Origin of the sequence: Burkholderia sp. BCC0398 (genome assembly GCF_902833245.1) — a bacterium.
Lineage (GTDB): Bacteria > Pseudomonadota > Gammaproteobacteria > Burkholderiales > Burkholderiaceae > Burkholderia > Burkholderia sola.
This window is the reverse complement of record NZ_CADFEM010000019.1, coordinates 117,829-140,467: the sequence shown is the minus strand read 5'-3', so window position 1 is coordinate 140,467 and position 22,639 is coordinate 117,829. Positions and strand designations below refer to the sequence as shown.

Below are 22,639 nucleotides of genomic sequence, written 5' to 3'. Positions count from 1 at the left end.
GCGAAAGTGAGTCGGGCATTCTTATGGGTGTTCATCCGGCTGGGTTCCTGGAAGGTTGGGTGTTTGGCGACTTCCAGTCTCCCAGACTCAGTCCGGATGAACCATCGATACAACCTATTGAAGCTTCACAGCTAGGAAGCCCGAGCCAACTTATTAGGAACGGTACGCGCAGATCTCATCATGGCCTGAACGCCAAAAGCGTTCGACTCGCGAGAGGCCGGATACATTTACGCAAACTGACATGCGTCGGATTGACAACGCTCGCCTTGCAAAGCCGGGGCGGACCATACATTTTTGACAGCACATCCTGCAGCATGGCCTTGTCCAGCGACAGATCGGCCACGAGCCGCTTGAGCTTCGCGTTCTCTTCCTCAAGCTGCTTCAGCCGGCGCAGCTCTGAGGGCGATAGCCCGCCGTACTTCGTCCGCCAGTTGTAAAACGTCGCGTCGCTGATCCCCATCTTGCGGCAGACCTCCGCGACAGGCGTGCCCAGCTCGGCCTGCTTCAACGCATATGCGATCTGCTCTTCGGTGAACTTGCTCTTCTTCACGGCATGACCTCCTGGTCTCGATGACAACGTCATGCCGGAATCTTCAACTTCCAAATGGGACAGTTTTGTGGGCTAGGGTCATTTAAACCAACTCCTGGAAAGCGGCAGGAGCATCCGCGGTTGCCCGATGTTTCGCCGCAAACTCTGACGGCGCAGGGTAGTTCAGTGCGCTGTGCGGCCTTTGCTCGTTGTAGTCCTGACGCCATGCCGCGATGACAGCCCGAGCGTGCGCGAGTGTCGTGAACCAGTGCTCGTTAAGGCATTCGTCGCGGAACTTGCCGTTGAACGATTCGATGTACGCATTCTGCGTTGGCTTGCCCGCCTGAATCAACTTCAGCGTGACGCCGTTCGCATACGCCCACTGGTCAAGCGCCCGGCTCGTAAATTCGGGGCCCTGGTATGTTCGCACCGCCTTGGGATACCTGACGGCGCAGGAAGCACATCGGGACATCAGTCATTACCTGATGCACCGGTACAACTGGATACGGCCGCATCAGTTCAATGACGGACTGGCACCGGCTGTCGCGGAAGAAAAACTTAACGCAGTGTCCGGAATGAGTTGACCACTACACTTCTCGACGCGACAGAAACATTGCGCCCTGACCTAGCGATACCCGCACACACTTGAACCACAGCCTCGTAGCCCCGACCCCGCCCGCGACCGGAATCCGCGGCAACAAAAACGGATCGTCGTTCGCACCGGCGCATCCGCGCCGGGTCGTCGTCGCGTTGCCGTAACCGGCAGCGATGACCTCATCGCGCACGCGCGCATCGAGATCGCCGTACGGATAGCAGAACGATTCGACGCATTGGCCGCTCAGCATTTCGAGTTGCCGCTTCGATTCGGTCAATTGAAATGCCGAGACAGGTGTCGGCACATACGACAGCGCAACGTGATCGAGCGTATGCGAGCCGATTTCATGGCCGTGATCGCGCCACGCGAGCATGTCCTCACAGGTCATCAGCGGTGAGCGCTTGGTCGGCGCGCCAGCATCCCAGTCGTTCGCGCCGCCGAACCGGCCGGCGACGAAGTAGCAGGTCGCGGTGAACCCGAGCGCGTCGAGCACGGGCATCGCATGCGTGAGCACGTTGCGAAAGCCGTCGTCGAACGAAATGCCGAAGACCTTGCCCTGCTGCTCTCCGCGCAGGTATGGCTGTAGTTCGCGCACGCTCAGGCCACGGTAGCCGAGCCGCTTGAACAGCGCCATCTGGCGGCGGAATGCGTCGGGCGCGACGCTCAGGCTGCGCAGCCGGTCGGTCGTCGGCGGTAGTTGGCGGATCTGGTGATACGTCAGGATCGGATAACGTGGGGTGAGCGCAAGCATCGGCGGATCGCAGGAAGGCGGGATTACGCAGCCTCGCGGAAAATCCGCATGGTCTTGAAGTCTCCGACCTCAGTAAAATCGGCAGTGGCGGCCCACCGCGCGGTGATCGGTGCGGCATTCCAGTAGGCCAGCGGCTCCTTGTGGTGCAGGTCCCGGTACTTATTCACTGCCATTTTGTAGATATCAATGAAGTCACCCAGCGGTAGGGGTTGTGCCGAATCGATTCGTGATAAACGGACAAGGTCGCGTCGACGAACGCGTCAAACGAGAATTCGCGCTTGCCTTTCAGCCGCGCGCTGCGCCCCATCGCACGGACGCAGCCGGGTTCCTGCACGATCGCGCGCAGGATCGCTTCGATCGCCGCGGGCTCGCGCGGCGGGACGACCCAGCCGTCCACGCCCGGTTCGACGTTCTCGGGCAGCCCGCCCACGCGCGTCACGATCGCGGGGCAGCCGAGCGACATCGCTTCGCGGCACGCATACGACAGGCTCTCGTGGTACGACAGCACGAACGACACGTCGATGATCGAGAACGGCGCCCGCACATCGTCGAGGCGCCCGGTGAACGCGGTGCGCGACGCCATGCCGTGCCGCGCGAGTTGCGCGCGCTGCTCGCCGGACGGCTCCGCGCCGACCAGCAGCACGCGAAACCGCTCGCGCTCGGCTTCGGGCAGGCGGCCGAGCGCGGCGATCAGGTCCATCCAGCCTTTTTCGGGCGCTGTGCCGGCGCTGCTGCCCAGCACGATCGCATCCGCGCCGGACGCGCCGAACAGCGCGATCTTGCGGCGGCGGATTTCGTCGGCCGCGAGTCGTTCGGCAGCGGGCCGGCGCACGCCGTGCTTGACGACCGTGACGTTGCCGTACGGCGAGCGCAGCGCGAGCATGCTGGCGACGTAGTCGCTGACCGCGATCGTGTGGTCGGTGGCCAGCCGGGCACGCAGCAGGTTGCCCAAGCTGTCGGCGCGATAGGTGTTGTGCTTGGTCAGCACGACCGCCGGCCGATACCGGCAGCCGAGCAGCGCCAGCATCACCTGCCGGTGATCGGCGGACCCGTTCACGTGGATCACGTCGAAGCGCTCGGCGGCGATCCGCTGGCGCAGCCTGAGAATCTCCCGGCACAGCCGGTTCCAGCGCGGCTTGAATTCCATGTCGAAGATCGCCACGTCGGGACTGTCCTTCAGCAGTCGCGACAGGCGGCTGCCTTCTGGCGACGCCACGGTCACGCGGTGATGGCGGCTCATCGCGACGGCGAGATCGCGGACATAGGTGTCCTGGCCGCCGCCGTAATCGCCGTGGAAGTTGGTGTACAGAATGTTCATCATGCGTAGCACCTATTCACCAGTGCACATTACAGGACCCAAGATTCAGACAATGAATGATTCACCATCAAACTTGTCAATAACGCCATTTGCGCGCTACCAATTCACCATGGGAACGACGCGAGACGTGACAGATACGTGAAGCGGGGCCGTCTCGGAGTCTGATACCCGTTACAAAAACTTTGCGTGTCCAAAAGCAAATGCTATTTGCGTTTGGACACCCCAGCTGCCGTGGCACAGAAATACCCTGCTACACATCAATGGTGGATACATGGATTCGCTTAAGGCACGTGGCCCGCCTCTACCATTCGGCTTACGGCGGGCCGCACCACACTTTTCAGCTCAGGGGTTGCGCGGATAAATGTCCGTAAGCTTGACATTCCATGTCGAATCGGTCGCCATCAATGCCTGGCTCAAACTTCCGTGCACCGGGGCCAACTGGAGATCGAAATTCGCCAGGCTGAACACGGGCGTCGCCGGAACGAGATCGGTTGCCCTCCCTGTCGTCGTGTCGAGCTTTACGGCAAGGATGCGCACCTTGTCGTCCGCGGCCGGTAACGGCATCAGTCGGGGTACGCGATCCGAGAGCGAGGATGTCGTGCCCACCGCAGTCCACTGCGGCGCCGCATCGGCAGGATCGTCGTTGAGCTGATACAGGAGATAGGTCAGCTCTCCGTTCAGCTCGATGGGAACACCCCAGTATTTATTCTTATCGTCAGCATAGAGATAGCCGAGAATCACCGGGTAGCCATCGAGCGTGGGCCAGTCGCCCGACAGCGGCACATTGAACGACTGCGATGCGCTGAATCCACTTATCTCGCGCAGGGGGCTGCTGCCTACCAGTGTGGCCGTACCATCCGTTCCGACATTGGAAAAAAGAAGATTATCGAGAGAAAGAATCCCGGCGTCACTGGAGACGCTCCCGGTAATCGCCCCTCCCCTGACGACTGCATTGATATCGCTGATATGCGGCTTGGACGCGATGGCGGCAATATATTTGCTTGTGAAATCGCGGTACTTCGGCGAAAAATCGATCGCCTGATACTGTGACTGTGTTGCGCCAGATATGAACGATCGAGACGGAAAGTAGACCGACAGGCCAGACGCGTTGCTGTAATTCGCACTGGTGTTGCTATATACCACCGCCTGACTGATCGCATTGGCCAGCGCAACGGAACCCTGAACCTTGTCCGCGATGTTCCGGGAGAATTGTTTCAGATCGACCAGATCGAGGGACGGGTTACTGTCGGTGCCGCTACCATTGCCGCCAAAGCCCAGTGAGGTCGCCCGCATCCAGGCGACCCGGGCCCAACTGTCATCCGAACCGGAAATCGCCGAGAGCACGGTTCCCGTCCATGATTCGAGGGTAGTCTGAACGTTAGCGATCTTGCTCAGATCGATCAACGAGAGCGTACTGAATTCCCGCTCGCCGTCCTGTTTCTCGATGTACGAATCGGCAACCGACTTCCCAAACGTACGTGCGTCTTGCGTCGCGGAGGCCACGACAGTAGTCCAGTTCCAGCCGCTGCCGGGTTCGAGTTCCTGCGACGCCAAGAGATAGTCGGCATATGGGCTCAGCGCGCTCGCGACTTCAACCGTCGCCATCAGGCATGCGTCGAAGCCGATCAGATCAAAGCGAATATTCGCCGCTTTCTCGCCGTCCGCAATCGCCTTCGACAAATTCGGCAATGTCATCTGCGACTTGTTGAAATTCTCATCGCCACCATATCCCGTCCAGCCGCCCCCGTGATCCCACAACAGCAGCTTGTAATTGCCGGCCGGGTACTTGCTTTTCGTCCATGCAATGAAGTCGGACAGGGTTGACGGCGCCCCCATATCGACCTTGCCCAGATCCGCGACCTGCTGAAGCTTACCGTTGGCAATGACATGGCGCTTTACATTGATCCAGTTCGGCACGAGGCGGGTGGGGTCGTTGACGACATTCGCACCACCGGTTTCGATCACGATATTGGCATTGGGCGGCAGGGTTGCCTTCAACATCTCTTCGAGGTTCTTCGTAGCATTTCGACCCGCCTCGTCGTTTCCACCACCACTCTCAAGATCGGAGCCGAGCATATAAACCATCACGGTGGTAGCGGCTTGCGGCTGGGGCTTGGGTTGGGGCGACGCTGTATCGTCGCCACCGCACGATGCCAGAAACACGACAAGCGAGAATGCCGTCACTTTCATTGATAACGATTTCACGATATCTACTCCATTTTTTAACAATGAATTCGAACTCCAAATTGGAGAACGACATTTTTATTCAGTGATATTTTGCCGCGCGACCGGTTCATTATTAATAAACTGGACACGTGTTCAGATAGCTCGGTCAATATTCGTAATGATCGAGCCAATCCCGGAAATATTTCGCCTGCGAATGCGTTCGGCAAATGCGAACGATCGATGTCCCCGCCTGTTACTGGACGACCTGAATCGGTACGGCGATATCCTGGTTGCGCATCGACGCCGCGGCCGCACGCGGACTCGTATTGATCATCACGTAGCCGAGCACGCCCGGTGTCGCGTTCGGCCGCACCGTGACGGTGACACGTCCATTGCCGCTGTTGACGCTGCCTTTCTCGACCGACGCCACCAGCCAGTCAGGCAAATTGGTGACTTGCCAAGCCAGCCTGATCGGCGTGGAGTAATCGCCCGCGGAAATCTGCAGCTCCGTGGATTCCCCCGCCTTCAGGCGTATCGCGTTATTACGTCCGGCAGGGACTGGTCGGGTCGTGCCGTCGTCGTTCAGAACCTTTACACCGAATGCCGGAGTGGAATAGCTGACGGTGTAAGGCTTGGCCAGCTTGTAGTCGTACAGATAAGTTCTCGATATCAGGTCATTGTCGGCCCTCAGACCGAAGTTGCCTTCGAATTTCGAAACCTTGATCTGCACGCTCTCTTCGACGGCGGGATCTCCCTCGGGCACGCTGAACAATACCCAGGCAACCGTCCCGGCCGTGCCGACGGTAGTGGGATCGGTTTTCCAGATATCACTGGCCGATGTCGCATGGGAAGAAATAAATTCCGCGATGCCATGTTCGGAAGACGAAATCAGATTTTGTGCAGAATAAGTATACGAAGTCGCAATTTCGCCGCTTACCGACGCAGTTATACCCTTGTCTCCAAAAGAAAGAGATCCGCCCATTTTTTGCGTCACCGTGGTGTTTCTCTCGACGGTTTTGGGCATGTAATTATCGACATTCCCCGGGATCACCACACCGCCCCTGATGACCGACAAGGAAAATGCCATATCATGGAGGTTGTTGTAATAACCGCAGTAGTCGCCCTTTACGCACGCATCCTTGCGCGTCGGATGCGTCTTATTGATGCGTGGTTGCGGCGTCGTTTCCCAGTTCGCCTTCACGAGGTAATAGTCGTTCTGCGTGCTTGAATTCAGGCGATACAACGAAAACTGGAGTTTCGCGCTGCCGGCTTTTTGGTCGGACTGCCACCAATTGTCTGTGTACGACTCTAGGCTGACTTCCTGCGAGCTGTTGCCGAGCAGGGTCCATGCGGAAGGGTCGGGATTGGCATTGCCGGCGATGCCCGCCGGAGAGTCCACCGTCGCGCGCACCATAGCCGACTGCACTGCGGATTTTGTCAGACGCTGCCGCGCCTGGCTCGCCCGAACCGGGTCCAGGCAGCGATCGATGCCGTTCCCGTCCGTGGTGCCGTCCTGTATCTGGCACTCTACCGGCGCGCCGTCGACGGCGGATTTCGCCAGGATGAAGCCCGACGACTGCTCGCTCTTCGTGGCGACAGGGATCGATGAAGCTACCGGTACCGTGCTGATGATGCCATCTGTGCCGCTTGGCTCCATTGCGGCGACGCCGCTATCGACCTTGAAGACCGGCATATCGTCGGTCGGTCCCCAGATGTCGACATCGCCGTCGGCCACGATTGCATAGCCGGCATCGTAATGCGCAGCTATTGAGCATTTGTCGACATTCCCTGGCTGTACCCTGTATACCGGATATCCGTCGACGCTCGGAACGTGAGCGGTACTGCTGCAGGTCGGGAATGCTGAAGCCTGCACATTCGGAGAAGCATCCCCGCCGCAGCCGGCCAATGCCGCACTGGTCAACAGCCCCACACCTAAAACCCGCGTACAGAGGATCGTTGACCTCTCATTTTTCATTGTCGAAATTCTCTCCATTTTTCGATGCGCTATTCGCATAGCTTCCCCGTCGGTGATTGGCCGCTCGCCGACTCGCCATCGACTTGCGACGCAAGCGGCGTATGCAGTATCGATTCGGTTGCGGGATGTGGAGTAGTCGCCACATCGTTGGAGCGGACGATACCGCGGAGGAATATGCAAGTGGGGGTCAGGCCTTTGAAAGACTGTCGCTAAGGTTTGCCGGGCTCGATAAAATCTTCGTCCGAGAACAGGGCTGGCGACGGGATGCCGAGATCCAGGGCGAACTGGGGTCGCACTCGGTGCTCCAAGGAGCCGACCATCAACTGCGAGCTCAAGTTAGCGGCGGATGTTGCCGTTAACCCGGAAGAAGAGAAATCTCGCCCGTAAACAGTCCGGCGCTCCGGGTAGATAAAGCCATCGGACTCTCTCGCCAATCGATTGCGAAATTTACATGCCACAAGCAATTGAACGATCACGCTCCAGTGACATTTCCGGAATGCGGATCCTGATCATTGACGATAATCCTGACGATCGACTGCTGCTGGCGGAGTACTTCGGCGGCATCGGTTGCCGCATTTTTGTCGCATGCGACGGCCAGGACGGCTTTCGCAAGGCGCTGGCCATTATTCCCGACCTGATCCTGATGGATGTAGGCATGCCGGTATGCGACGGCCTGACTACCACACGCCTTTTACGATCTGTTCCAGATACGCGCGCGATCCCGATTTGCTTCCTGACGGCGGCCGGCCAACCCGCCGAGCGCGTACAAGGGCTACGGTTAGGTGCCATCGACTACGTGTCCAAACCCTTCGATCTGAAGGAGGTTCACCTGCGCCTCAGCATCCATGCGCGTGCAGGTCGTTACGCATGCGGCAAAAACACTGCCGCGTGTCCGGGCGATACGCTGGATACGCGCTTGTTTCGAGATGCCCGCTACCATCTACTTGCCCGTCTTCACGAGGCATCTCCCGTTCCGTCTCTCGCGCGTACGTTGAGCACGAATACTTTGCGGTTGAACCTGGTCTTCAAACGATGCACCGGCATGACGGTCTCGCAGTTCCTGTTCGAAGCGCGCATGCAATATGCGACAAGCCTGCTTACACAAACGACTATCGACATCCAGACGATCGCCGAGGCAGTGGGATATGGAACCCGGCAGAATTTCTCGACGGCGTACCGAAAACGATTCGGCGCTTCCCCAAACGAGTCACGGATAAAGCAATTCGATGTATGACGCAGTGCAATACTTTGCGAATCGGTCTGTTTTGTTTGGTGCCGGATATTATTTTCGCCCGCCGCCGACGGCTGCTGGCTTCCGAGATATCCTCCCTGCGGTACATTGCTCCGCCGACGCGATGGTGACATTGCGGCACAACGAATGATCATTATTATCGGCAACACAATATGCATCCGTCCGATCTCTCCGCACGCAGCACATCGAGCAGCTGATTTATGACCCGCGTCCTTGTTGTCGATGACCACCTCGACGATCGTAGCCTGCTCGCCGAATTCCTCCGACAACAGGACTTTCGCGTATTCATGGCGAGCGACGGCCTAGACGGGGTGAACAAGGCACGTGCCGTCCGGCCGGACCTGATTCTGATGGACATCAAGATGCCGGGTTGCGACGGGCTCACTGCGTGCCGCAGACTGAAAGCGGATCCGACCACTTCAGACGTACCGTTGATTTTCCTGACCGCATCAAGCCAACCCGAGGAACGCGTTGCCGGCCTCGAGGCCGGTGCGATCGACTACATCACCAAGCCGTTCCATTTCGACGAGGTAAAGCTGCGCGTTGCCATGCACTTGAGATTGAATGGCATTGCGACCGAATCGGAACCGACAGCAGGCGTCCAGCCGCTTAATCAGGATGCTACGAATATCGACCTCGCGCTCTTCCGTCAAGTTAAGGCCATCGTGCTCGCCAACTTCGCCGACGAACCCGACGTCGAAGCACTTGCCGCTCGGACCGGTACTTCACCACGTCGGCTATCGCAAGCGCTCAAACGTTGCATCGGGCTCACAATATTCGACTACATTCGAGAAGAACGACTCAACGAGTCGAGGCGTCTGCTGCTCGAGAGCAACAGCGACATCGTGACCATCGCGCGTAGAGTCGGCTATACGAACGGTGCGAACTTCGCGACCGCGTTCAAGACACGTTTTGGCGTCTCCCCGAGTATGCTTCGCCGCGCGGGCAGCCACGCGAATGAAGCGCTGACCAATCCATGATCGGCCGACGCACGCATGCGGGGAGCCAGCTGGCACTGGCGTGGTTGCTGATGTTTTTCGCATTGACCGCGTTTTCGGCTGACCTTCGATGGCCGCAGGCAATCGACGTCGCATCAGGTCCCGGGTACCGATCGCTGGCGAACGACGTCATGCTGTTCGACGATCGCACGGCAAACCTCGCAGCTGACGCCGTCTTGCACAGCGACGGCTGGCAGCGTGCGACCGCGCGCACGCTATCACGAGGTTTCACGTCGTCGACCATCTGGATTGCAGGCACACTCGCAAATCAAGGCGCGCAAACTACCACGCGATGGATCTCGGTCGATCCAGTACGTCTCGAAGACGTCGCTTTCTACGTGGTCGATCAAGATGGTAATGCGGCCAAGGTGCGCTACCGTTCCGGAATTGGAGCGCCGATCGCGAACCGGCCGCTCGAAACCGTCAGTACCGCGTTTCCGGTCACGCTGACACCTGGCCAGCAAATGCGGTATCTGATCCGCGTGCGAAGCCGTTCATCGTTGACGCTGACCTTGCATCTCTGGCACCCGAGGAACTTCCACGTGGAAGCCCAGCGCAGCATCACCGCGCATATGCTGCTGACAGGCGCCATGCTCGCGATGGCCGTCTTCTCGGCAGTGCTCGCAGCTGTGTGGCGCGACCGTGTCTTCGTGATACTGACGGCAACCGTGGTGTCCGAAGTCATCTACGAATTAGCCTTCGAAGGCTATCTTTACGCGCTGCTTCTTCATCAGGGTGGCGACTGGCTCGTGCGCCTGCCGAGCATCGCGGGCAACATCAGTGTCGCTCTGTTCTCGGCGCTGCTGTATTCGTTCATTGGACTCGATAAATTCGGTGCATGGCGCTGGTCTTACAAGATCATGATTGCGGCGCTTGTCGCCGCCGCCGCCTGGACCGCGTTCGGGGACTATCGCACAAGCGCAGCGGTCGCCATCCAGGGCACACTCCTCTGCAATCTGGTGTGGATAGCATCCGTGGCTCATGCGTACCGGCGCAAGGTGGCGAACGCGCGCCTTATTCTGATAGCGTTTCTTCCCGACTGTGCGACGCTCTTCATTCGCCTCGGTGTGCTATCCGGATTCATTTCCACCAGTTTTAGCGCAGGCACCGCACAGATCTGGGACAGTATCGGCGTGCTGGTTTTGCTATCGATGATCGTCGGCGGCAGGTCGCGTCAGTTACTGCTTGAGCAACGACAAGTGCAGCGGCTGCTTTGGGCTGAACGCGAGGCCACTCAGGAGCGACTCGAGAATGCGGTCGCTACACGTACCCGCGAGCTTCGTAGCGCACTTGAGCAGGCCGACGGTGCGATACGGGCAAAGAGCGACTTCCTCGCCCGAATCAGCCACGACCTCAGGACGCCGCTCACATCGATTATCGGCTTCGCCGATCTCATCCAAGCGGATGGTCGCGAGGATGCGGAACGCGGTCGAGTCATCCGCCGCAGCGCCAACCACATGCTCGGTATGGTCAACGACCTGATCGACTATGCTAGGGGGCGCGAAGCGGACACGCTGTCACCCCAACCTGTATACACCTACGCTCTACTGGACGCCGTCTCACAGCATGGCGATGCACTCGCGAATCGCAGCGCTAACGAGTTTTCTCTAAACGTCGTCGGAGATCTACCGCCAGTCATCGAACTTGATGAACAGCGTATGCACCAGGTGCTTGGCAACCTTCTGGACAATGCAGCCAAGTTCACGAACCACGGCAGTATCCGGTTGACCGTCAGCGCGGATCCTGTCGACAGCACGCAGCGGCGCTGGAATCTGCGCTTCTCCATATCCGACAGCGGGTGTGGCATTGCTGTCGTCGATCACGAGCGCGTTTTCGAGCCGTTCGTGCGCGTAGGGGAACACAACCATCGGCCAGGTATCGGCCTGGGGCTTTCTATTGTCAAGCTATGGACCGACCGGATGGGGGCGACCTTGACATTCGACAGTACCCCAGGAATCGGAACGAAGGTTGTCATCGCGCTTACGGTCGATGAGGTGGACGAAGCGGGAGTCGACAGTCTGCGCATGCATGAATCGGCCGATGCGCTCCCGCTCATAGACGGAGGTGGAAAACTCGTCCTTTTGGCCGAAGATACAGCCGAGATCCGAGAGTTGTTGCGCGGAGATTTGCTCAGCCTCGGGTTCGAGGTTGAAGCCTACGATAATGGCGCGTCAGCGGTCCGGAGACTGATCGCGAAGGATTGCCCGATTCCGGCACTCATCCTAACCGATCGACTCATGCCAGAGGCATCCGGGCATGACGTGTTGGCCGCTGCACGAAGCTGCCATCCACATGTCCCAGTCGTTCTCGTTTCCGCTGTGCCGTTCAGCCAGGCAGCACGGCCGGATGCGAGTGAATGTTTCGACGCTCAGCTTCTCAAGCCAATCAGTCTTGCCGATTTGCGTAACGCAATCGCTACGCTGCTGAAGATACAACGTGAACATCGATCGGCGCAGCCGGCATCGCAAGATCCACCGTGTCTCGAACCACCCGCCGCGGTATTGCTCGACGAAGCACGCGTGCTGATCGAACTGGGCGCGATATCCGATTTGCTTGACTGGGCGGAAAAGATTGCTCAGGCGGCACCGCGGCATGCACCCTTTGCAGCTAAAGTCAGTCAATTGGCAAGAAGAGGTGAGTTGCGGGAACTCCAGTCAATGCTTGACTTTCCCTGAAGCGCCAATGCACCAACGTCAATCTGACGCGCTGGTACAAAAGAGTGGTTAGGTTCGAATGTAAGCGATCGATAAACGACACACCTCGGTCATCAAACGTGTAAGAACGCTCTGATACCCGGCTACGCAGTGCCATGCGCTCGGCATCAACGCGTCGGGCTCGCCCTCGGTGTGCATACAGACAAGACCGCGACACGTCGAATACCGCGCAGATCAGCTCGACCGATTCGCTTGCGCCAATCTGATCAATTACTTCGTACGTTCGATGCCTTCCGACATCAAGAGCGCGGTAGCCATTTTTTCAAATGGCCTTCTCACGCTCGAGGCGTTCGATACGCGCCTCGAGTTCCTGTATACGCTGTTGATCCGGCGTGATTGCCTTGCCCAGCGGCGTGACGCCCTGGCGCTCCATCTGAAGCTGCTTCACCCGGCGGCGCAGCACCGTCTCGCCGACGCCGACCGAGCGGCTTGCTTCCATATGACTATAACCCTGATCGAGCACCAGACAGGCGGGTTGCTGTTTGAACTCCGGGGAAAACGTACGTCGTTGCTTGCTCATCTGACACCTCTTCATGGCGACCACTCTTGCCTAAATCAGTGTCCGGATTCATTAGACCACTACACTATTGTTCGGCCAGCTGCTTGAGCTCTTCGCCTTTGGCGAAGAAATCTTGCTGTCCGGGAAGCGGCGCCGGCGGCCGGCGCACTGCGCGCGGCCGCGGATGGCCGGACCCTTCAGCGTCCGTGCGATCGCCTGCAGCTGCGCCCACACACGGTCCGCCTCGTCGGCCGACATGGTGTCGGCCGCGACTTCGAGTGCACTGACGAGCGATTCCAGTTGCGCGGGCGCCGAGGCCAGCATCGCACGCACTTCCGTGCGTGCCTGGCCTTCCCGGTAGACCGAGAGCCAGCTCGCGAGTGCTTCGCGTTCGTCGGGAGTTAGTACGGCGAGCAGCTCATGCGGTGCAGGCTCGTCGGCGCGAAACGTGCCGAGCACGTGTTCGCGCCGACGTCCCCTTGCACGCGGTTGCTTGGGAGGCTCGACGCGCAGCACCTTGATGAGGTTTCCCTGTTCTCGAATGAGCATCGACTCGTCTCAGATTTCACACGATCACACCGAAGCATAGCGCAACCGCGTGTCGCGAACGACCGCGACACGCGGCACAAGCTTGTCCAGTCTTGCGGCCAGGGCCGCAAAAAATGGCGCTCGCCGCGCGGCGAGCCGGTGCTGTCTAAACTTTGCGCATGCCGCCAGTCCCCTAAGCTCGTCGCCCCAAACGCGACCGTAGCCCATCGTCGTTCGCATTCAAGGGTGCGCTTCGCCGGCCGCGGCACCCGTTCGGTGCTCGCCCTTCGGGCTGCGCTCCGCATGCGGCTTTGCGACCGCCCTTGAACACGCCCGCCGGCAGGCTCCTCTAGTCGTGGGACGACGAACTCAGGGGACTGGCGGCAGCGGGTCTGCCGAAGTCAAGCCGTCACCGGCCCGAACCCCTACGAGGGGAGCGCCGAATCTTGGGGCCCGGGCGGCCAGCAATGCAAACCACTCTCGAACGGAGGTCACGATGAAATCGACTCGGCTTAATAATTAAATAGTAATCCTTAGATGTTCAGCGTAATTACCGACGAATTCCTGATTGACTCGCATCGAAGCTGAATCTTAAACGGAGAGAACCATGAAACTCGCAACAAAGTTTGGCAGCAACGCCCCGATCCGTCGCTCGAACACGCCGCTCGCCGATGAGCAGATTCGTGAGGTCGCGCCGTCGATCTTCGCCGCCGACAAGCACGACTCGCGGTCGGACCGCTACACGTACATCCCGACCATTGAGCTCCTCACGAAGCTGCGCGCTGAAGGGTTCCAGCCCTTCATGGTTTGCCAGACCCGCGTGCGCGTAGACGCGAAGCGCGAGCATACGAAGCACATGCTCCGGCTCCGTCACGCGTCGCAGGTCGCGTCGCCGGAAACCCCGGAAATCATCCTCCTCAACAGCCACGATGGGTCGAGCAGCTACCAGATGCTGGCCGGCTACTTCCGATTCGTCTGCCAGAACGGTCTCGTATTCGGCGACACGACGCACGACATCCGCGTGCCGCACAAGGGCGACGTCGTCGACCACGTCGTCGACGGCGCGCACGAGGTGCTCGACGGGTTCGACCTGATCCGTGAATGCAAGAGCGAGATGGAAGCCGTGCAGCTCGATGAAGGGGAGCAACAGGTGTTTGCGCGGTCGGTGCTGGCGCTCCGGTACGACGTGACCGAAGCGCCCGCGCCGATCACCGAGGATCAGCTGCTTCGCGCGCGTCGTACCGAAGACAACCGCCCCGACCTCTGGACCACGTTCCAGCGCGTGCAGGAGAACGTGATCAAGGGCGGACTGCGTGGTCGCTCGGCCACTGGCCGCCGGATGTCGACACGCGGTGTGGCCGGCATCGATCAGGATCTCCGCCTGAATCGCGCCATGTGGGTGCTCGCAGAAGAGATGCGCAAGCTGAAGGCCTAACTCTAACGCGCCGGCGGCCGCCGCCGGCGCCCTCGCCTCACGTTGTCCGGTACACCATCATTCGAGGTTCAACATGATCCATCAGATTGCAGATCGCCGTACCCAAATTTCCGAGTCCGCCCGCGCGCGGGGCAGCCGGGATTCCGCCACCGCGCCCGCGGTGCTGGCCGACGTGCTGACGCTTGTCGAGACCGCGCAGTTGGTGCAGACCGTGTTGCGTGAAGGCTTCCCCGCGACGTCGTTCGCGGTGCGCGTCGCGAAGAACGAACACGGCACGCAGCTGACAATCGACTGGACCGACGGCCCCCGAGACGTGCAGGTTGCGCGCCTTGTGATGCCGCTGCAGGCCACGCGTTTGGCCGACGGCGGCAGGGTTGAGCGGGTCGAACACTTCATGTTGACGTCCAGCGGGCGGCAGACGGTTCGTCTCGCTGCAGATCGGATCGCGCTCTCGCGACAGTTCAGCGATCGCGCGGTTGAGCGTGCACTCGCGCGGCTCGCGTCGCGCTACGGCGATCGGCTGGCGCCGGATGTGCGCGCCTCGATGACGGTCGATGGATATCGCGCAGGCAACCTGCAGCTGCTCGAGGTGATCGGCGTGCATCGGGCGGGCAGCGTTCGCTCGGGATCTAACGTGCAGATGGATATCGCCGCAATGCTTGCCGAGACGTCCGACGTGCATGGCTTTCCCCGTTCGGCCACGGCCGCGCGTCTGTTTGTACGGCGCGATGTCCACTGACCAGAATCCACGAGGAGCGAAACATGACAGCGATCGCAACTGCCGCAATTGAAGCCGCCCGCGCGTATGGCCTTCAGCTGCGCACCGTGCCGGATTGGAACGACGAGGATGGAGCCGAGTGGGCTCGAGCGGCCAGGGCCGGCCGCGAACAGCTTCTGACGGCCTTGGCCGCCTTGAGCGACGCAGATGCATTGCGCGTCATTCGGGGGAACCTTGGTGTCGAGCCTGACGGCGAGACCCTGTTCGAGCTCGTGGCGGTTCACGAGGTGCAGGCGTGGCGGGAGCGTCCCGACAGTTCCCGATGAGCTGCCGATCGTCGCGCACATGGTGATGATGGATGGTGCGCGATCTCACATTTTGCGGGCAGCCAGCCGTCGTGGTTCGGCTGCCCCGAGCACGACCAGGACGCCCCAATGAATCAGCTTTTCCTGAAGATGCCTAATCTGCATCGCGTCATCGACCGAGCGCACGCCGATCTGATTGCGCGCGGCGCGGCGATCGCCGCTGAATGTGGTCTAGCGCCTTGCGGGCCAGCGGGCTGGTCCAACGGCCTGCGCGACGCCGATCGTATCGCTCTGGTCGTATACCGGCCGAGGCACGGCGGCGGAGAACGGTATGGCGTAACACGTTTCTTTGACGGCCAGTACGCGTCGGCCGACTGCGTGCTGCCCGAGCATGCCACGCGTGCCCTTTTGGCCGCTACGCGTGCAGAATTCGAGCGTATCTGTGCGGCCGACGCCACGCGACGTGCGGACATTCGACTCGACGCGAGCGTCGGAGATCCCGACGGTGCATCGATCGAGCTGCTCGCGAGCGACGTCGACGTGCAGCGTCGAGATGTGCGCCTCGAGGCGCAGCAACTGGCGCTGTTCTGACGCTGCCGTACCTCAACCTGCTCGGCCGTCGTACGGGCAAGTTTGCGCGGCGGCCGCTCTCGCGGCCGCGCTGACGGAATCGCGATCGCGCCGCGCGATCGGAGATCGCCGCGTCGCTCATGACCGGGACGCCGCACCGTCGGTCCGCTACGTCCTGCAGGTCCATCCCCTTCCGTCGGCATTCCACAGCCGTCGACCTTTCAACCCGGAGCCCACGTTCGCCCGCCGTGTCCTGGCGGACGGACCGCTGCGCCGTGCGCGACGAATGTCGCACGGCGCCCCGCTCCTGCAAGGGGCTTTCGCGGCATATCCTCGCGCGCTTCGCGCACTCCGGTATTCCACGGTCCCCTTGCCCGCCATTCCCCTGCGGGCGCTCGCCAGCTCCGGGTAGCACGGTTTGCGAGCCAGATCGTTCTGGCTGTGCTCCGGCTGCCCCTATCTCAACTCTGAGGAGCTGACCGTGAGCTATTTGTACAACGGCGACTGCCTGGTCGCCATGCCCAAACTCGCCCCCGAATCCGTCGACTGCATCGTGACGGACCCGCCTTACCTCGTGAATTTCCGCGATCGCAGCGGCCGCTCGATCGCGAACGACGTCAACGGCGACTGGCTGGCGCCGGCGTTCGCCGAAATGTTCCGCGTCCTGAAACGCGATGCCGTGTGCATTTCGTTCTACGGCTGGAACAAGGTTGACCTGTTTTTCGACGCCTGGAAGGCCGCCGGCTTTCGCGTGGCCGGCCACTTCGTCTTCACGAAGTCCTACGCGTCCAAGGCCGGCCTGGTGAAGTACCAGCACGAATCGGCCTACCTGCTCGCCAAGGGGCGGCCCGCGGCGCCGGCGGCGCCGATCGCCGACGTCATGCCGTTTCCGTACAGCGGCAATCGCCACCATCCGACCGAAAAGCCGGTCGCCGCGCTGCGCACACTCATTTCCGCTTTTACGCAGCCCGGCGACGTCGTACTGGATCCGTTCGCCGGCTCCGGCTCGACGTGCGTTGCCGCCCGCGAGCTCGGGCGCCGGTATATCGGCATCGAACTGGACGCGACCTACTTTGCGGCCGCCAAGGCGCGCCTGACGGCGCCCGTCGCCGGCGCCGCTTTGGCCGCGGCCTAAGACCCGAACAGAGGATATTCATCATGCGACTGATCGTTTCAGCCTATTCCGGTCTCGAGCAGCTCGACCATCCCCGCACGAACGAAAACGGCGACCCTGTCGACGTGTTTTGCGTCCGCCTCGACGCCGCGGTGCGGTTCCCGCACCGCGCCAGCGACCTGGACATGGCGCGAATCTATCGGTACCGGAATTCGTTCGAATTCAGCGCCGGCACCTACGTCATGCACGACATCTTCCGCGAGCGCCTGGCCGAGATCGCCGATTACCCGGCGATCTCGATCGGCGCCGCGCGAATCTGCCATACGAACGGCGCCATCGCGGCAAAGGACGGCCCGTTCAAGGAACTGATCGATTTCTCGATCACATCGGGAACGATCGGCACTCGGACTTCCGCAAAGCTGGCCGACGATTTCAGCCGGTTCCTTGGAGCAATCGACGCCGATTGCGATCACCTGTTCGCCGAGCTGTACCGAAATTGGTATTTCGCCTTCTGCCTGGCCGAGAACTGCGGCGCAGTGCAGCTCTCTTGACCACACGAGCGCCGGCCGCGCGCCGCGGCCGGCACACCTGGAGAACAGCATGCCCCGATATTTGATTGATGCAATTTTGGCCGCGATCGCGGCAAACGCCTTCGGTCCCGAGATCTCGGACGTATGGGATTCCGACACGGAAATCGAAGTCCTGCCGGCGTCGTTGCGTTACGCGATGCTGGAAGCGTTCCAGGCCGGCCAGTGCGCGCGGCGATAAATCCACCCGCCGGCCGCGGCTTTGCCCGGGGGCCGGCCTTTCCAGAGACACCCATGAACAAAGGCGAATTCGAAATGTTGCTGTTTGCGATCGCGCGTATCCATCTGAACATCGACACGCTCGAAACGCGTTACAGCGACCGGCTGGATTTCCACGATTGTGCCGTCTGGTGTATCCGTGCCGCATTGACCGCGGCGTACGACGCTGGCGTTATTGAAGGGCGTCGAAACGCTTCGAAGTGACGCGCGGCCGCCGGCGCGCGCCTGGCGCCGGCCGCGTTCGTCGCTCGACCATGTTCCACCGCCGGCCTGGCCCCGCAGGCCCGGCCGGCGACTGGAACACGGAAGGCTGTTTCCGTACCGCGAAATGTTCCACTGATACGGGGCGGCCCACCCCGCCCGCATCGAGCGGCCGGCGCGGGCGGGGACTGCTCGCCCCAGCCGGCCGCGGTGGATCTTCACCGTTCCCAATATCCAGCCGGCGCGCGGCACCTTGCGCGCCCGGCTGCGCCAGGCACGCAAGCCGCACGCACCCGCGCGCCAGAGAAACGGGCTGTCCGCTCCTGGGGCTCGGCCGCCACCGGCGTCCGGCCCCGGCGCTGGCCGCCCCGTCAGCCGCGCGGCGAGCCGCGCGGAGTTCGCGCTCGGGCCGCGCGTGCGGCCCGGCGCCGACGATGTCCGGGTCTCGGCAGCCGTCCCCGCGTTCCAGCCTCTCCCGTCGGCGCATCAGCTGCCATCGGGCCGCCTCATCCCGACGCATAGTGCGGCCCGCCGTCACCGCAAGGGTTCGCGTTGCCGCGCGCGGCGCCCGGTCGCCGGGCCTGACGGCCGCGGCGCTGCGGCCTTGCTCGCGCCCTTGCAGTGCCTGCGCGTCCGCACTCCCCATGCGTCGAGGCGGCTCCGAATGGCAGCTTTTTCCACCCCGACGTAAAGGAGGCTTTTATGAACGCAGTGACCACCGAGATCCCGGCCCTCGCCCACGATGCGGGCGTTCCCCCCGCACCCCCCGAGGCTCACCGAACGGCAGACGAGCTGCGCGACATTCCGCTTAAACGGCTCGTCGCGTCCCCCTACAACGTGCGGCGCGTGCCGCCCACCGGCATCAAGGAACTCGCCCTCAATATCTGGAAAGTCGGTCTGCTCCAGAACCTCATCGTCCATCCAATGAAGGTCGGCGCGCGGAAGGCGCAGACGTTCGGCGCGGCCGCTGGCGAACGCCGCCGCCTCGCGCTCATCTACCTGTTCGAACACGACTACATCCCCGCCGACCACCCGGTGCGCTGCCGGGTCGTGCCGGTCGAGGACGCCGTGCTGCTGTCGGCAACCGAGAACGAAATGCGCGAGCCGATGCACCCTGCCGACGCGTGCGACGCTTACCGGATTCTGGTCGAATCCGGTCGGTCGATCGAGGAGATCGCGGACCTGTACGGCGTGCATCCGAAAACCGTGCAGCGCCGCCTCAAGCTCGCGCGCGTGTCTCCGAAGCTGGTCGACCTGTTCCGCACCGGCGAGATCAAGCTCGATCAAATGCAGGCGCTCGCGCTGTCGGACAGTCACGACGAGCAAGAGGCCGCGTGGTTCGACGCCGAGCCGTACAACCGCGACGCGCACGCGATCCGCCGCCGCTTCGTGCGCGACGAACAGTCGTTCGTGAGCAACCGCGTCGCGAAATTCGTCGGCGTCGAGGCGTTCGAAGCGGCTGGCGGTGCCGTGCGACGCGACCTGTTCTCCGCAGCCGAGGATGCGTGGTATCGCGATCATGCGCTGATGCTGCGCCTCGCGACCGAGCAACTGGAAGCACTCGGCGCGTCGGTGCTGGCCGAAGGCTGGGCATGGGTGAAAGCCATGCCGGAACGGGACCATGCCACGCGGTCGCAATTTCGCCCGGTGCTGCCGCGTCGGACGGAACCCACCGATGAGGTGGCGAAAGAACTGGCGGCGATCGATCAGCGGCTGGCCGAGATCGCGGCACAGTGGGAAGCCGACGACATGGACGACGAAGCCGCCGAGCGGCTGGAACTGGAAGAAGGCGCATTGAGCCTGCGTCAGGACGAGATCGAGGGATCATTGCTCGTCTACCATCCCGACGACATGGCGCAGGCTGGCGCGCTTCTCTCGCTCGATGCGAACGGCGAGCCCGTGATCGAGCGCGGACTCGTTGCGCGTGAGCCGGTTGCAGCCGCGACGACCGAAAGTGACGAGAATGGTGACGACGATGACGACGACTCGTCAGAAGATAAGCCGGCGCGCGTCGCCGCGCCGAATGAGAAGCCCGCGAAGGGCCCGCACTCCGAACGGCTGACGCTGCGCCTGAACGCGCATCGCACGGCGGCCGTTGCCGCCGCGCTTGCGCAGCAGCCGCACGTCGCGCTCGCCGCGCTCGTGCACCGGCTGCTGGCGGGGGAGTACGGCCACAGTACCGAGGGGAGCGCGCTGGACGTGACGTTCCGCGACCACTCCCACAACCTGACGAAGCATGCGCCGGAACTGGACGACGACCTTGCGTTCACCATGCGCCGAGAGCAACGCCGGGTTTGGGGAGGCGTAATCCCGAACGACAGCGACGCGCTGCTGCGCTGGCTGATCGAGCAGACCGACGAGCGCCTGCTGCTGATCCTCGCGCAGTACGTCGCGGCGAGCGTGGACAGCGTGCGCCCGGATGAGCGGCCGCACGCGATCAACGCGCTGATCCCGGCGCTCGGGCTGAATCTCGCGGATGCGTGGCAACCGACGAAGGCGGGCTACTTCGACCACGTTTCGAAGGATCGGATCGTGGACGTCGTGAGCGCGGCCGTGTCGCCTTCCGATGCGATGCGCGTGGCGAAGCTCAAGAAGGGGGACGCGGCGACGGAGGCCGAACGGCTGATCGCGGGGCGCGGTTGGTTGCCCGAGCATTTCGTCACGGCCGAAGCCGTGCGGATGAAGCTGTGGGACGTTCCGGCGAAGGCGTCGGATGCCGAGGCGAGCGCCGATGAAGCGGAGGGCGCCGCCCCTGCTCTGGCCGTGTCGGCCGACGACGTGCGCGACGATGCCGCTGTAGCGGAAGGCGAAGGCATGCCGCCGCGAGATTGACCGGATCGACGCCAGCGGGTGCGTTACGCCCGCTGGCGCAGCGTGCCGGCCGAAGTCCGTCGGGGGGCGGACGCCGTGATGATGATCCACTCCCGAAAGTTCTCACTTTCCGATTCTCTGCCGCTCCCGTAAAGGATCACCTTTCCGATGCCGCGCATGCGCTCGTCGCTGTGGCGCATGCACTGGTGGCACTTTCCTGACTCGCTGCCGGGGCGTCTCCCTCCGCTTCGCTCCGGGCCGGGCTTTCGCGCTGCGCGTCGAGCCCCGCTGCGCGTGTCTCGCCCCTGACGGGCTTCAATCCCTGACGTCTACGCGCCGTGCCGGCGCTGCGCGCGTCGCTTGCTTGTGGAATACGCGCCCGCTGCGCGCGGGCGGACAGCAGGTCTAGCGGCCGGCTACGCCGGCCGAGGGGGCGCGCGGCTGGCTGCCCCGCGCCGTGTGCGCGATCCGGTCGTGGAAACCGCGTGGCTGCGCTCCATCCTTTTGCGCCGGGTTAAGCGCGTGGATCTGCCATTGGGAGCCGCCCCTTTTCGACGCATAGCGCGGGCGGGCACGGGCGCAAGGGTAAAGGCTGCGCTTCGCTCCGCCCACGTCCTCACCCGTTCGGTGCTCGGCTACGCCTGCGCTCCGCATGCGGCCTCCGGGCGCGCCCTTGCACCCGTGCCCGCCCGCGCTAAACCCGCGTCGAGGCGGCTCCCAATGGCAGATCCACAACCCGACACAAAAGGACGAAATCGTGAGCACAACCACCCCCGACCGAATCACGCACACACGCGCGGGCGTTCCCCCCGCACCCCCCGAGGCTCACCGCCAGGCAGGCATTCGACACACGAAAAATCGCCTGCGTGCCACGGCCGCGCATTGGTTCGAATGCCCGTTCGACGCGCCGATTCGTGTCCTGCACCGCTGGACCCGTCCCGATGACGATGCGCGCGCCGTGCGACTCGAAACGAACGTAGCCGGTCGCGTGCAACGCATCACCCTGTTCCGCCTGACGTCCGGCGCTTGGTCGCCGGTTTGGCAATAACCCGGAGATTCACGATGAGCTACGAGACTGACGAACTGATGATCGACGGTATTACCGAAGGTTTCTTCGCAATTGCGTGTTCTGAACGTGCTGCGTCCTCCATCGCGGTACATCATGGCGACGATGGCGAACTGGCATTTACGCTGCCCACGATCGACTGGACTGCGTGGCAAATCAATGTCGCGATCATGATCTACGAAAAGGCGTACGCGCGCGGCGAGCGCTACGGCGCCGCGAGCGCTCAACGCGTCGTTCGTGAAGCGCTCGGCATCTTCCATTGACCCACTTGCCGGCGCGCAGAAGCTG

Annotated in this window: 20 protein-coding genes and 4 pseudogenes; 15 read left to right on the top strand and 9 right to left on the bottom strand. The window is 62.1% G+C overall.

Going from position 1 to position 22,639, the window contains the following annotated elements:
• Nucleotides 1-292: 292 nt before the first annotated feature.
• Together HWX76_RS32010 and HWX76_RS32005 are read right to left on the bottom strand one after the other, a co-directional pair.
• Nucleotides 293-550, bottom strand: a pseudogene (locus HWX76_RS32010) (transposase); the annotation flags it as partial.
• 82 nt (nt 551-632) lie between these two features.
• Nucleotides 633-971: pseudogene (locus HWX76_RS32005) on the bottom strand (integrase core domain-containing protein); the annotation flags it as partial.
• Here HWX76_RS32005 and HWX76_RS32000 point away from each other — a divergent pair.
• Nucleotides 964-1,113 (top strand): annotated as a pseudogene (locus HWX76_RS32000) (IS3 family transposase); the annotation flags it as partial. The pseudogenes HWX76_RS32005 and HWX76_RS32000 overlap by 8 nt on opposite strands.
• Nucleotides 1,114-1,116: 3 nt before the next feature.
• On the opposite strand, the gene HWX76_RS31995 reads toward HWX76_RS32000, so the two are convergent.
• From HWX76_RS31995 to HWX76_RS31975, 5 genes are all read right to left on the bottom strand, one after another.
• On the bottom strand, nt 1,117-1,875 hold the full coding sequence (locus tag HWX76_RS31995) for a polysaccharide deacetylase family protein (RefSeq protein WP_089487671.1): 759 nt from the start codon (nt 1,873-1,875) through the stop codon (nt 1,117-1,119).
• 23 nt (nt 1,876-1,898) lie between these two features.
• Nucleotides 1,899-2,048 carry a hypothetical protein gene (locus tag HWX76_RS31990; RefSeq protein WP_175810067.1) on the bottom strand — a complete coding sequence of 50 codons (150 nt, stop codon included), beginning with the start codon at nt 2,046-2,048 and terminating at the stop codon, nt 1,899-1,901.
• Nucleotides 2,039-3,193, bottom strand: a complete 1,155-nt coding sequence (locus tag HWX76_RS31985; RefSeq protein ID WP_089487680.1) for a glycosyltransferase — start codon at nt 3,191-3,193, stop codon at nt 2,039-2,041. The genes HWX76_RS31990 and HWX76_RS31985 overlap by 10 nt, the downstream gene beginning before the upstream one ends.
• 342 nt (nt 3,194-3,535) lie before the next feature.
• Nucleotides 3,536-5,398, bottom strand: a complete 1,863-nt coding sequence (locus HWX76_RS31980) for a clostripain-related cysteine peptidase (protein WP_226136174.1) — start codon at nt 5,396-5,398, stop codon at nt 3,536-3,538.
• Nucleotides 5,399-5,612: 214 nt separating this feature from the next.
• Nucleotides 5,613-7,334, bottom strand: a complete 1,722-nt coding sequence (locus HWX76_RS31975) for a hypothetical protein (RefSeq protein WP_143751045.1) — start codon at nt 7,332-7,334, stop codon at nt 5,613-5,615.
• Between the two features lie 496 nt (nt 7,335-7,830).
• Between HWX76_RS31975 and HWX76_RS31970 the strand changes: the two genes are divergently transcribed.
• The 3 genes from HWX76_RS31970 to HWX76_RS31960 all read left to right on the top strand — a co-directional run bounded on the left by HWX76_RS31970 (nt 7,831) and on the right by HWX76_RS31960 (nt 12,259).
• Nucleotides 7,831-8,568, top strand: a complete 738-nt coding sequence (locus tag HWX76_RS31970) for a response regulator (protein WP_089487668.1) — start codon at nt 7,831-7,833, stop codon at nt 8,566-8,568.
• A 218-nt stretch (nt 8,569-8,786) separates the two neighbouring features.
• Nucleotides 8,787-9,566, top strand: a complete 780-nt coding sequence (locus tag HWX76_RS31965) for a response regulator (protein WP_089487667.1) — start codon at nt 8,787-8,789, stop codon at nt 9,564-9,566.
• On the top strand, nt 9,563-12,259 hold the full coding sequence (locus HWX76_RS31960) for a hybrid sensor histidine kinase/response regulator (protein ID WP_089487666.1): 2,697 nt from the start codon (nt 9,563-9,565) through the stop codon (nt 12,257-12,259). The genes HWX76_RS31965 and HWX76_RS31960 overlap by 4 nt, the downstream gene beginning before the upstream one ends.
• Before the next feature lie 109 nt (nt 12,260-12,368).
• On the opposite strand, the pseudogene HWX76_RS36850 reads toward HWX76_RS31960, so the two are convergent.
• Nucleotides 12,369-12,818: pseudogene (locus tag HWX76_RS36850) on the bottom strand (transposase); the annotation flags it as partial.
• Between the two features lie 51 nt (nt 12,819-12,869).
• Nucleotides 12,870-13,346 (bottom strand): hypothetical protein, encoded by a 477-nt coding sequence (locus HWX76_RS31950; protein WP_226136165.1) that lies wholly within the window; start codon nt 13,344-13,346, stop codon nt 12,870-12,872.
• A gap of 586 nt (nt 13,347-13,932) precedes the next feature.
• Between HWX76_RS31950 and HWX76_RS31945 the strand changes: the two genes are divergently transcribed.
• From HWX76_RS31945 to HWX76_RS31895, 11 genes are all read left to right on the top strand, one after another.
• Nucleotides 13,933-14,760: a DUF932 domain-containing protein gene (locus HWX76_RS31945; RefSeq protein WP_089487664.1), complete on the top strand. Its 828-nt coding sequence runs from the start codon at nt 13,933-13,935 to the stop codon at nt 14,758-14,760.
• Between the two features lie 73 nt (nt 14,761-14,833).
• Nucleotides 14,834-15,499: an LPD29 domain-containing protein gene (locus tag HWX76_RS31940; protein ID WP_089487663.1), complete on the top strand. Its 666-nt coding sequence runs from the start codon at nt 14,834-14,836 to the stop codon at nt 15,497-15,499.
• Nucleotides 15,500-15,522: 23 nt separating this feature from the next.
• Nucleotides 15,523-15,804 (top strand): hypothetical protein, encoded by a 282-nt coding sequence (locus HWX76_RS31935; RefSeq protein WP_089487662.1) that lies wholly within the window; start codon nt 15,523-15,525, stop codon nt 15,802-15,804.
• A 108-nt stretch (nt 15,805-15,912) separates the two neighbouring features.
• Nucleotides 15,913-16,374, top strand: a complete 462-nt coding sequence (locus HWX76_RS31930; RefSeq protein WP_089487661.1) for a hypothetical protein — start codon at nt 15,913-15,915, stop codon at nt 16,372-16,374.
• 460 nt (nt 16,375-16,834) lie between these two features.
• On the top strand, nt 16,835-17,488 hold the full coding sequence (locus HWX76_RS31925; protein WP_038740883.1) for a DNA methyltransferase: 654 nt from the start codon (nt 16,835-16,837) through the stop codon (nt 17,486-17,488).
• A 23-nt stretch (nt 17,489-17,511) separates the two neighbouring features.
• Entirely contained in the window at nt 17,512-18,018 is a 507-nt protein-coding gene (locus tag HWX76_RS31920) for a hypothetical protein (RefSeq protein ID WP_089487659.1), read from the top strand.
• Between the two features lie 49 nt (nt 18,019-18,067).
• Complete coding sequence (locus HWX76_RS31915) at nt 18,068-18,235, top strand: hypothetical protein (RefSeq protein WP_175810126.1); 168 nt, start codon at nt 18,068-18,070, stop codon at nt 18,233-18,235.
• 53 nt (nt 18,236-18,288) lie between these two features.
• Nucleotides 18,289-18,477, top strand: coding sequence for a hypothetical protein (locus tag HWX76_RS31910; RefSeq protein ID WP_006481578.1), 189 nt, complete (start codon nt 18,289-18,291; stop codon nt 18,475-18,477).
• A gap of 699 nt (nt 18,478-19,176) precedes the next feature.
• Entirely contained in the window at nt 19,177-21,306 is a 2,130-nt protein-coding gene (locus HWX76_RS31905; RefSeq protein ID WP_089487657.1) for a ParB/RepB/Spo0J family partition protein, read from the top strand.
• 736 nt (nt 21,307-22,042) lie between these two features.
• Complete coding sequence (locus tag HWX76_RS31900; protein ID WP_227745824.1) at nt 22,043-22,333, top strand: hypothetical protein; 291 nt, start codon at nt 22,043-22,045, stop codon at nt 22,331-22,333.
• Nucleotides 22,334-22,347: 14 nt separating this feature from the next.
• Nucleotides 22,348-22,614, top strand: coding sequence for a hypothetical protein (locus HWX76_RS31895; protein WP_089487655.1), 267 nt, complete (start codon nt 22,348-22,350; stop codon nt 22,612-22,614).
• The last annotated feature ends 25 nt before the right edge of the window (nt 22,615-22,639 follow it).

Bases quoted from the DNA above. Each gene is read 5' to 3' on its own strand.
- HWX76_RS31945 (WP_089487664.1), top strand. From the start codon at position 13,933: ATGAAACTCGCAACAAAGTTTGGCAGCAACGCCCCGATCCGTCGCTCG.
- HWX76_RS31910 (WP_006481578.1), top strand. From the start codon at position 18,289: ATGAACAAAGGCGAATTCGAAATGTTGCTGTTTGCGATCGCGCGTATC.
- HWX76_RS31985 (WP_089487680.1), bottom strand. From the start codon at position 3,193: ATGAACATTCTGTACACCAACTTCCACGGCGATTACGGCGGCGGCCAG.
- HWX76_RS31930 (WP_089487661.1), top strand. From the start codon at position 15,913: ATGAATCAGCTTTTCCTGAAGATGCCTAATCTGCATCGCGTCATCGAC.
- HWX76_RS31965 (WP_089487667.1), top strand. From the start codon at position 8,787: ATGACCCGCGTCCTTGTTGTCGATGACCACCTCGACGATCGTAGCCTG.
- HWX76_RS31935 (WP_089487662.1), top strand. From the start codon at position 15,523: ATGACAGCGATCGCAACTGCCGCAATTGAAGCCGCCCGCGCGTATGGC.
- HWX76_RS31975 (WP_143751045.1), bottom strand. From the start codon at position 7,334: ATGAAAAATGAGAGGTCAACGATCCTCTGTACGCGGGTTTTAGGTGTG.
- HWX76_RS31905 (WP_089487657.1), top strand. From the start codon at position 19,177: ATGAACGCAGTGACCACCGAGATCCCGGCCCTCGCCCACGATGCGGGC.
- HWX76_RS31915 (WP_175810126.1), top strand. From the start codon at position 18,068: ATGCCCCGATATTTGATTGATGCAATTTTGGCCGCGATCGCGGCAAAC.
- HWX76_RS31920 (WP_089487659.1), top strand. From the start codon at position 17,512: ATGCGACTGATCGTTTCAGCCTATTCCGGTCTCGAGCAGCTCGACCAT.
- HWX76_RS31970 (WP_089487668.1), top strand. From the start codon at position 7,831: ATGCGGATCCTGATCATTGACGATAATCCTGACGATCGACTGCTGCTG.
- HWX76_RS31995 (WP_089487671.1), bottom strand. From the start codon at position 1,875: ATGCTTGCGCTCACCCCACGTTATCCGATCCTGACGTATCACCAGATC.
- HWX76_RS31990 (WP_175810067.1), bottom strand. From the start codon at position 2,048: ATGGCAGTGAATAAGTACCGGGACCTGCACCACAAGGAGCCGCTGGCC.
- HWX76_RS31950 (WP_226136165.1), bottom strand. From the start codon at position 13,346: ATGCTCATTCGAGAACAGGGAAACCTCATCAAGGTGCTGCGCGTCGAG.
- HWX76_RS31960 (WP_089487666.1), top strand. From the start codon at position 9,563: ATGATCGGCCGACGCACGCATGCGGGGAGCCAGCTGGCACTGGCGTGG.
- HWX76_RS31895 (WP_089487655.1), top strand. From the start codon at position 22,348: ATGAGCTACGAGACTGACGAACTGATGATCGACGGTATTACCGAAGGT.
- HWX76_RS31940 (WP_089487663.1), top strand. From the start codon at position 14,834: ATGATCCATCAGATTGCAGATCGCCGTACCCAAATTTCCGAGTCCGCC.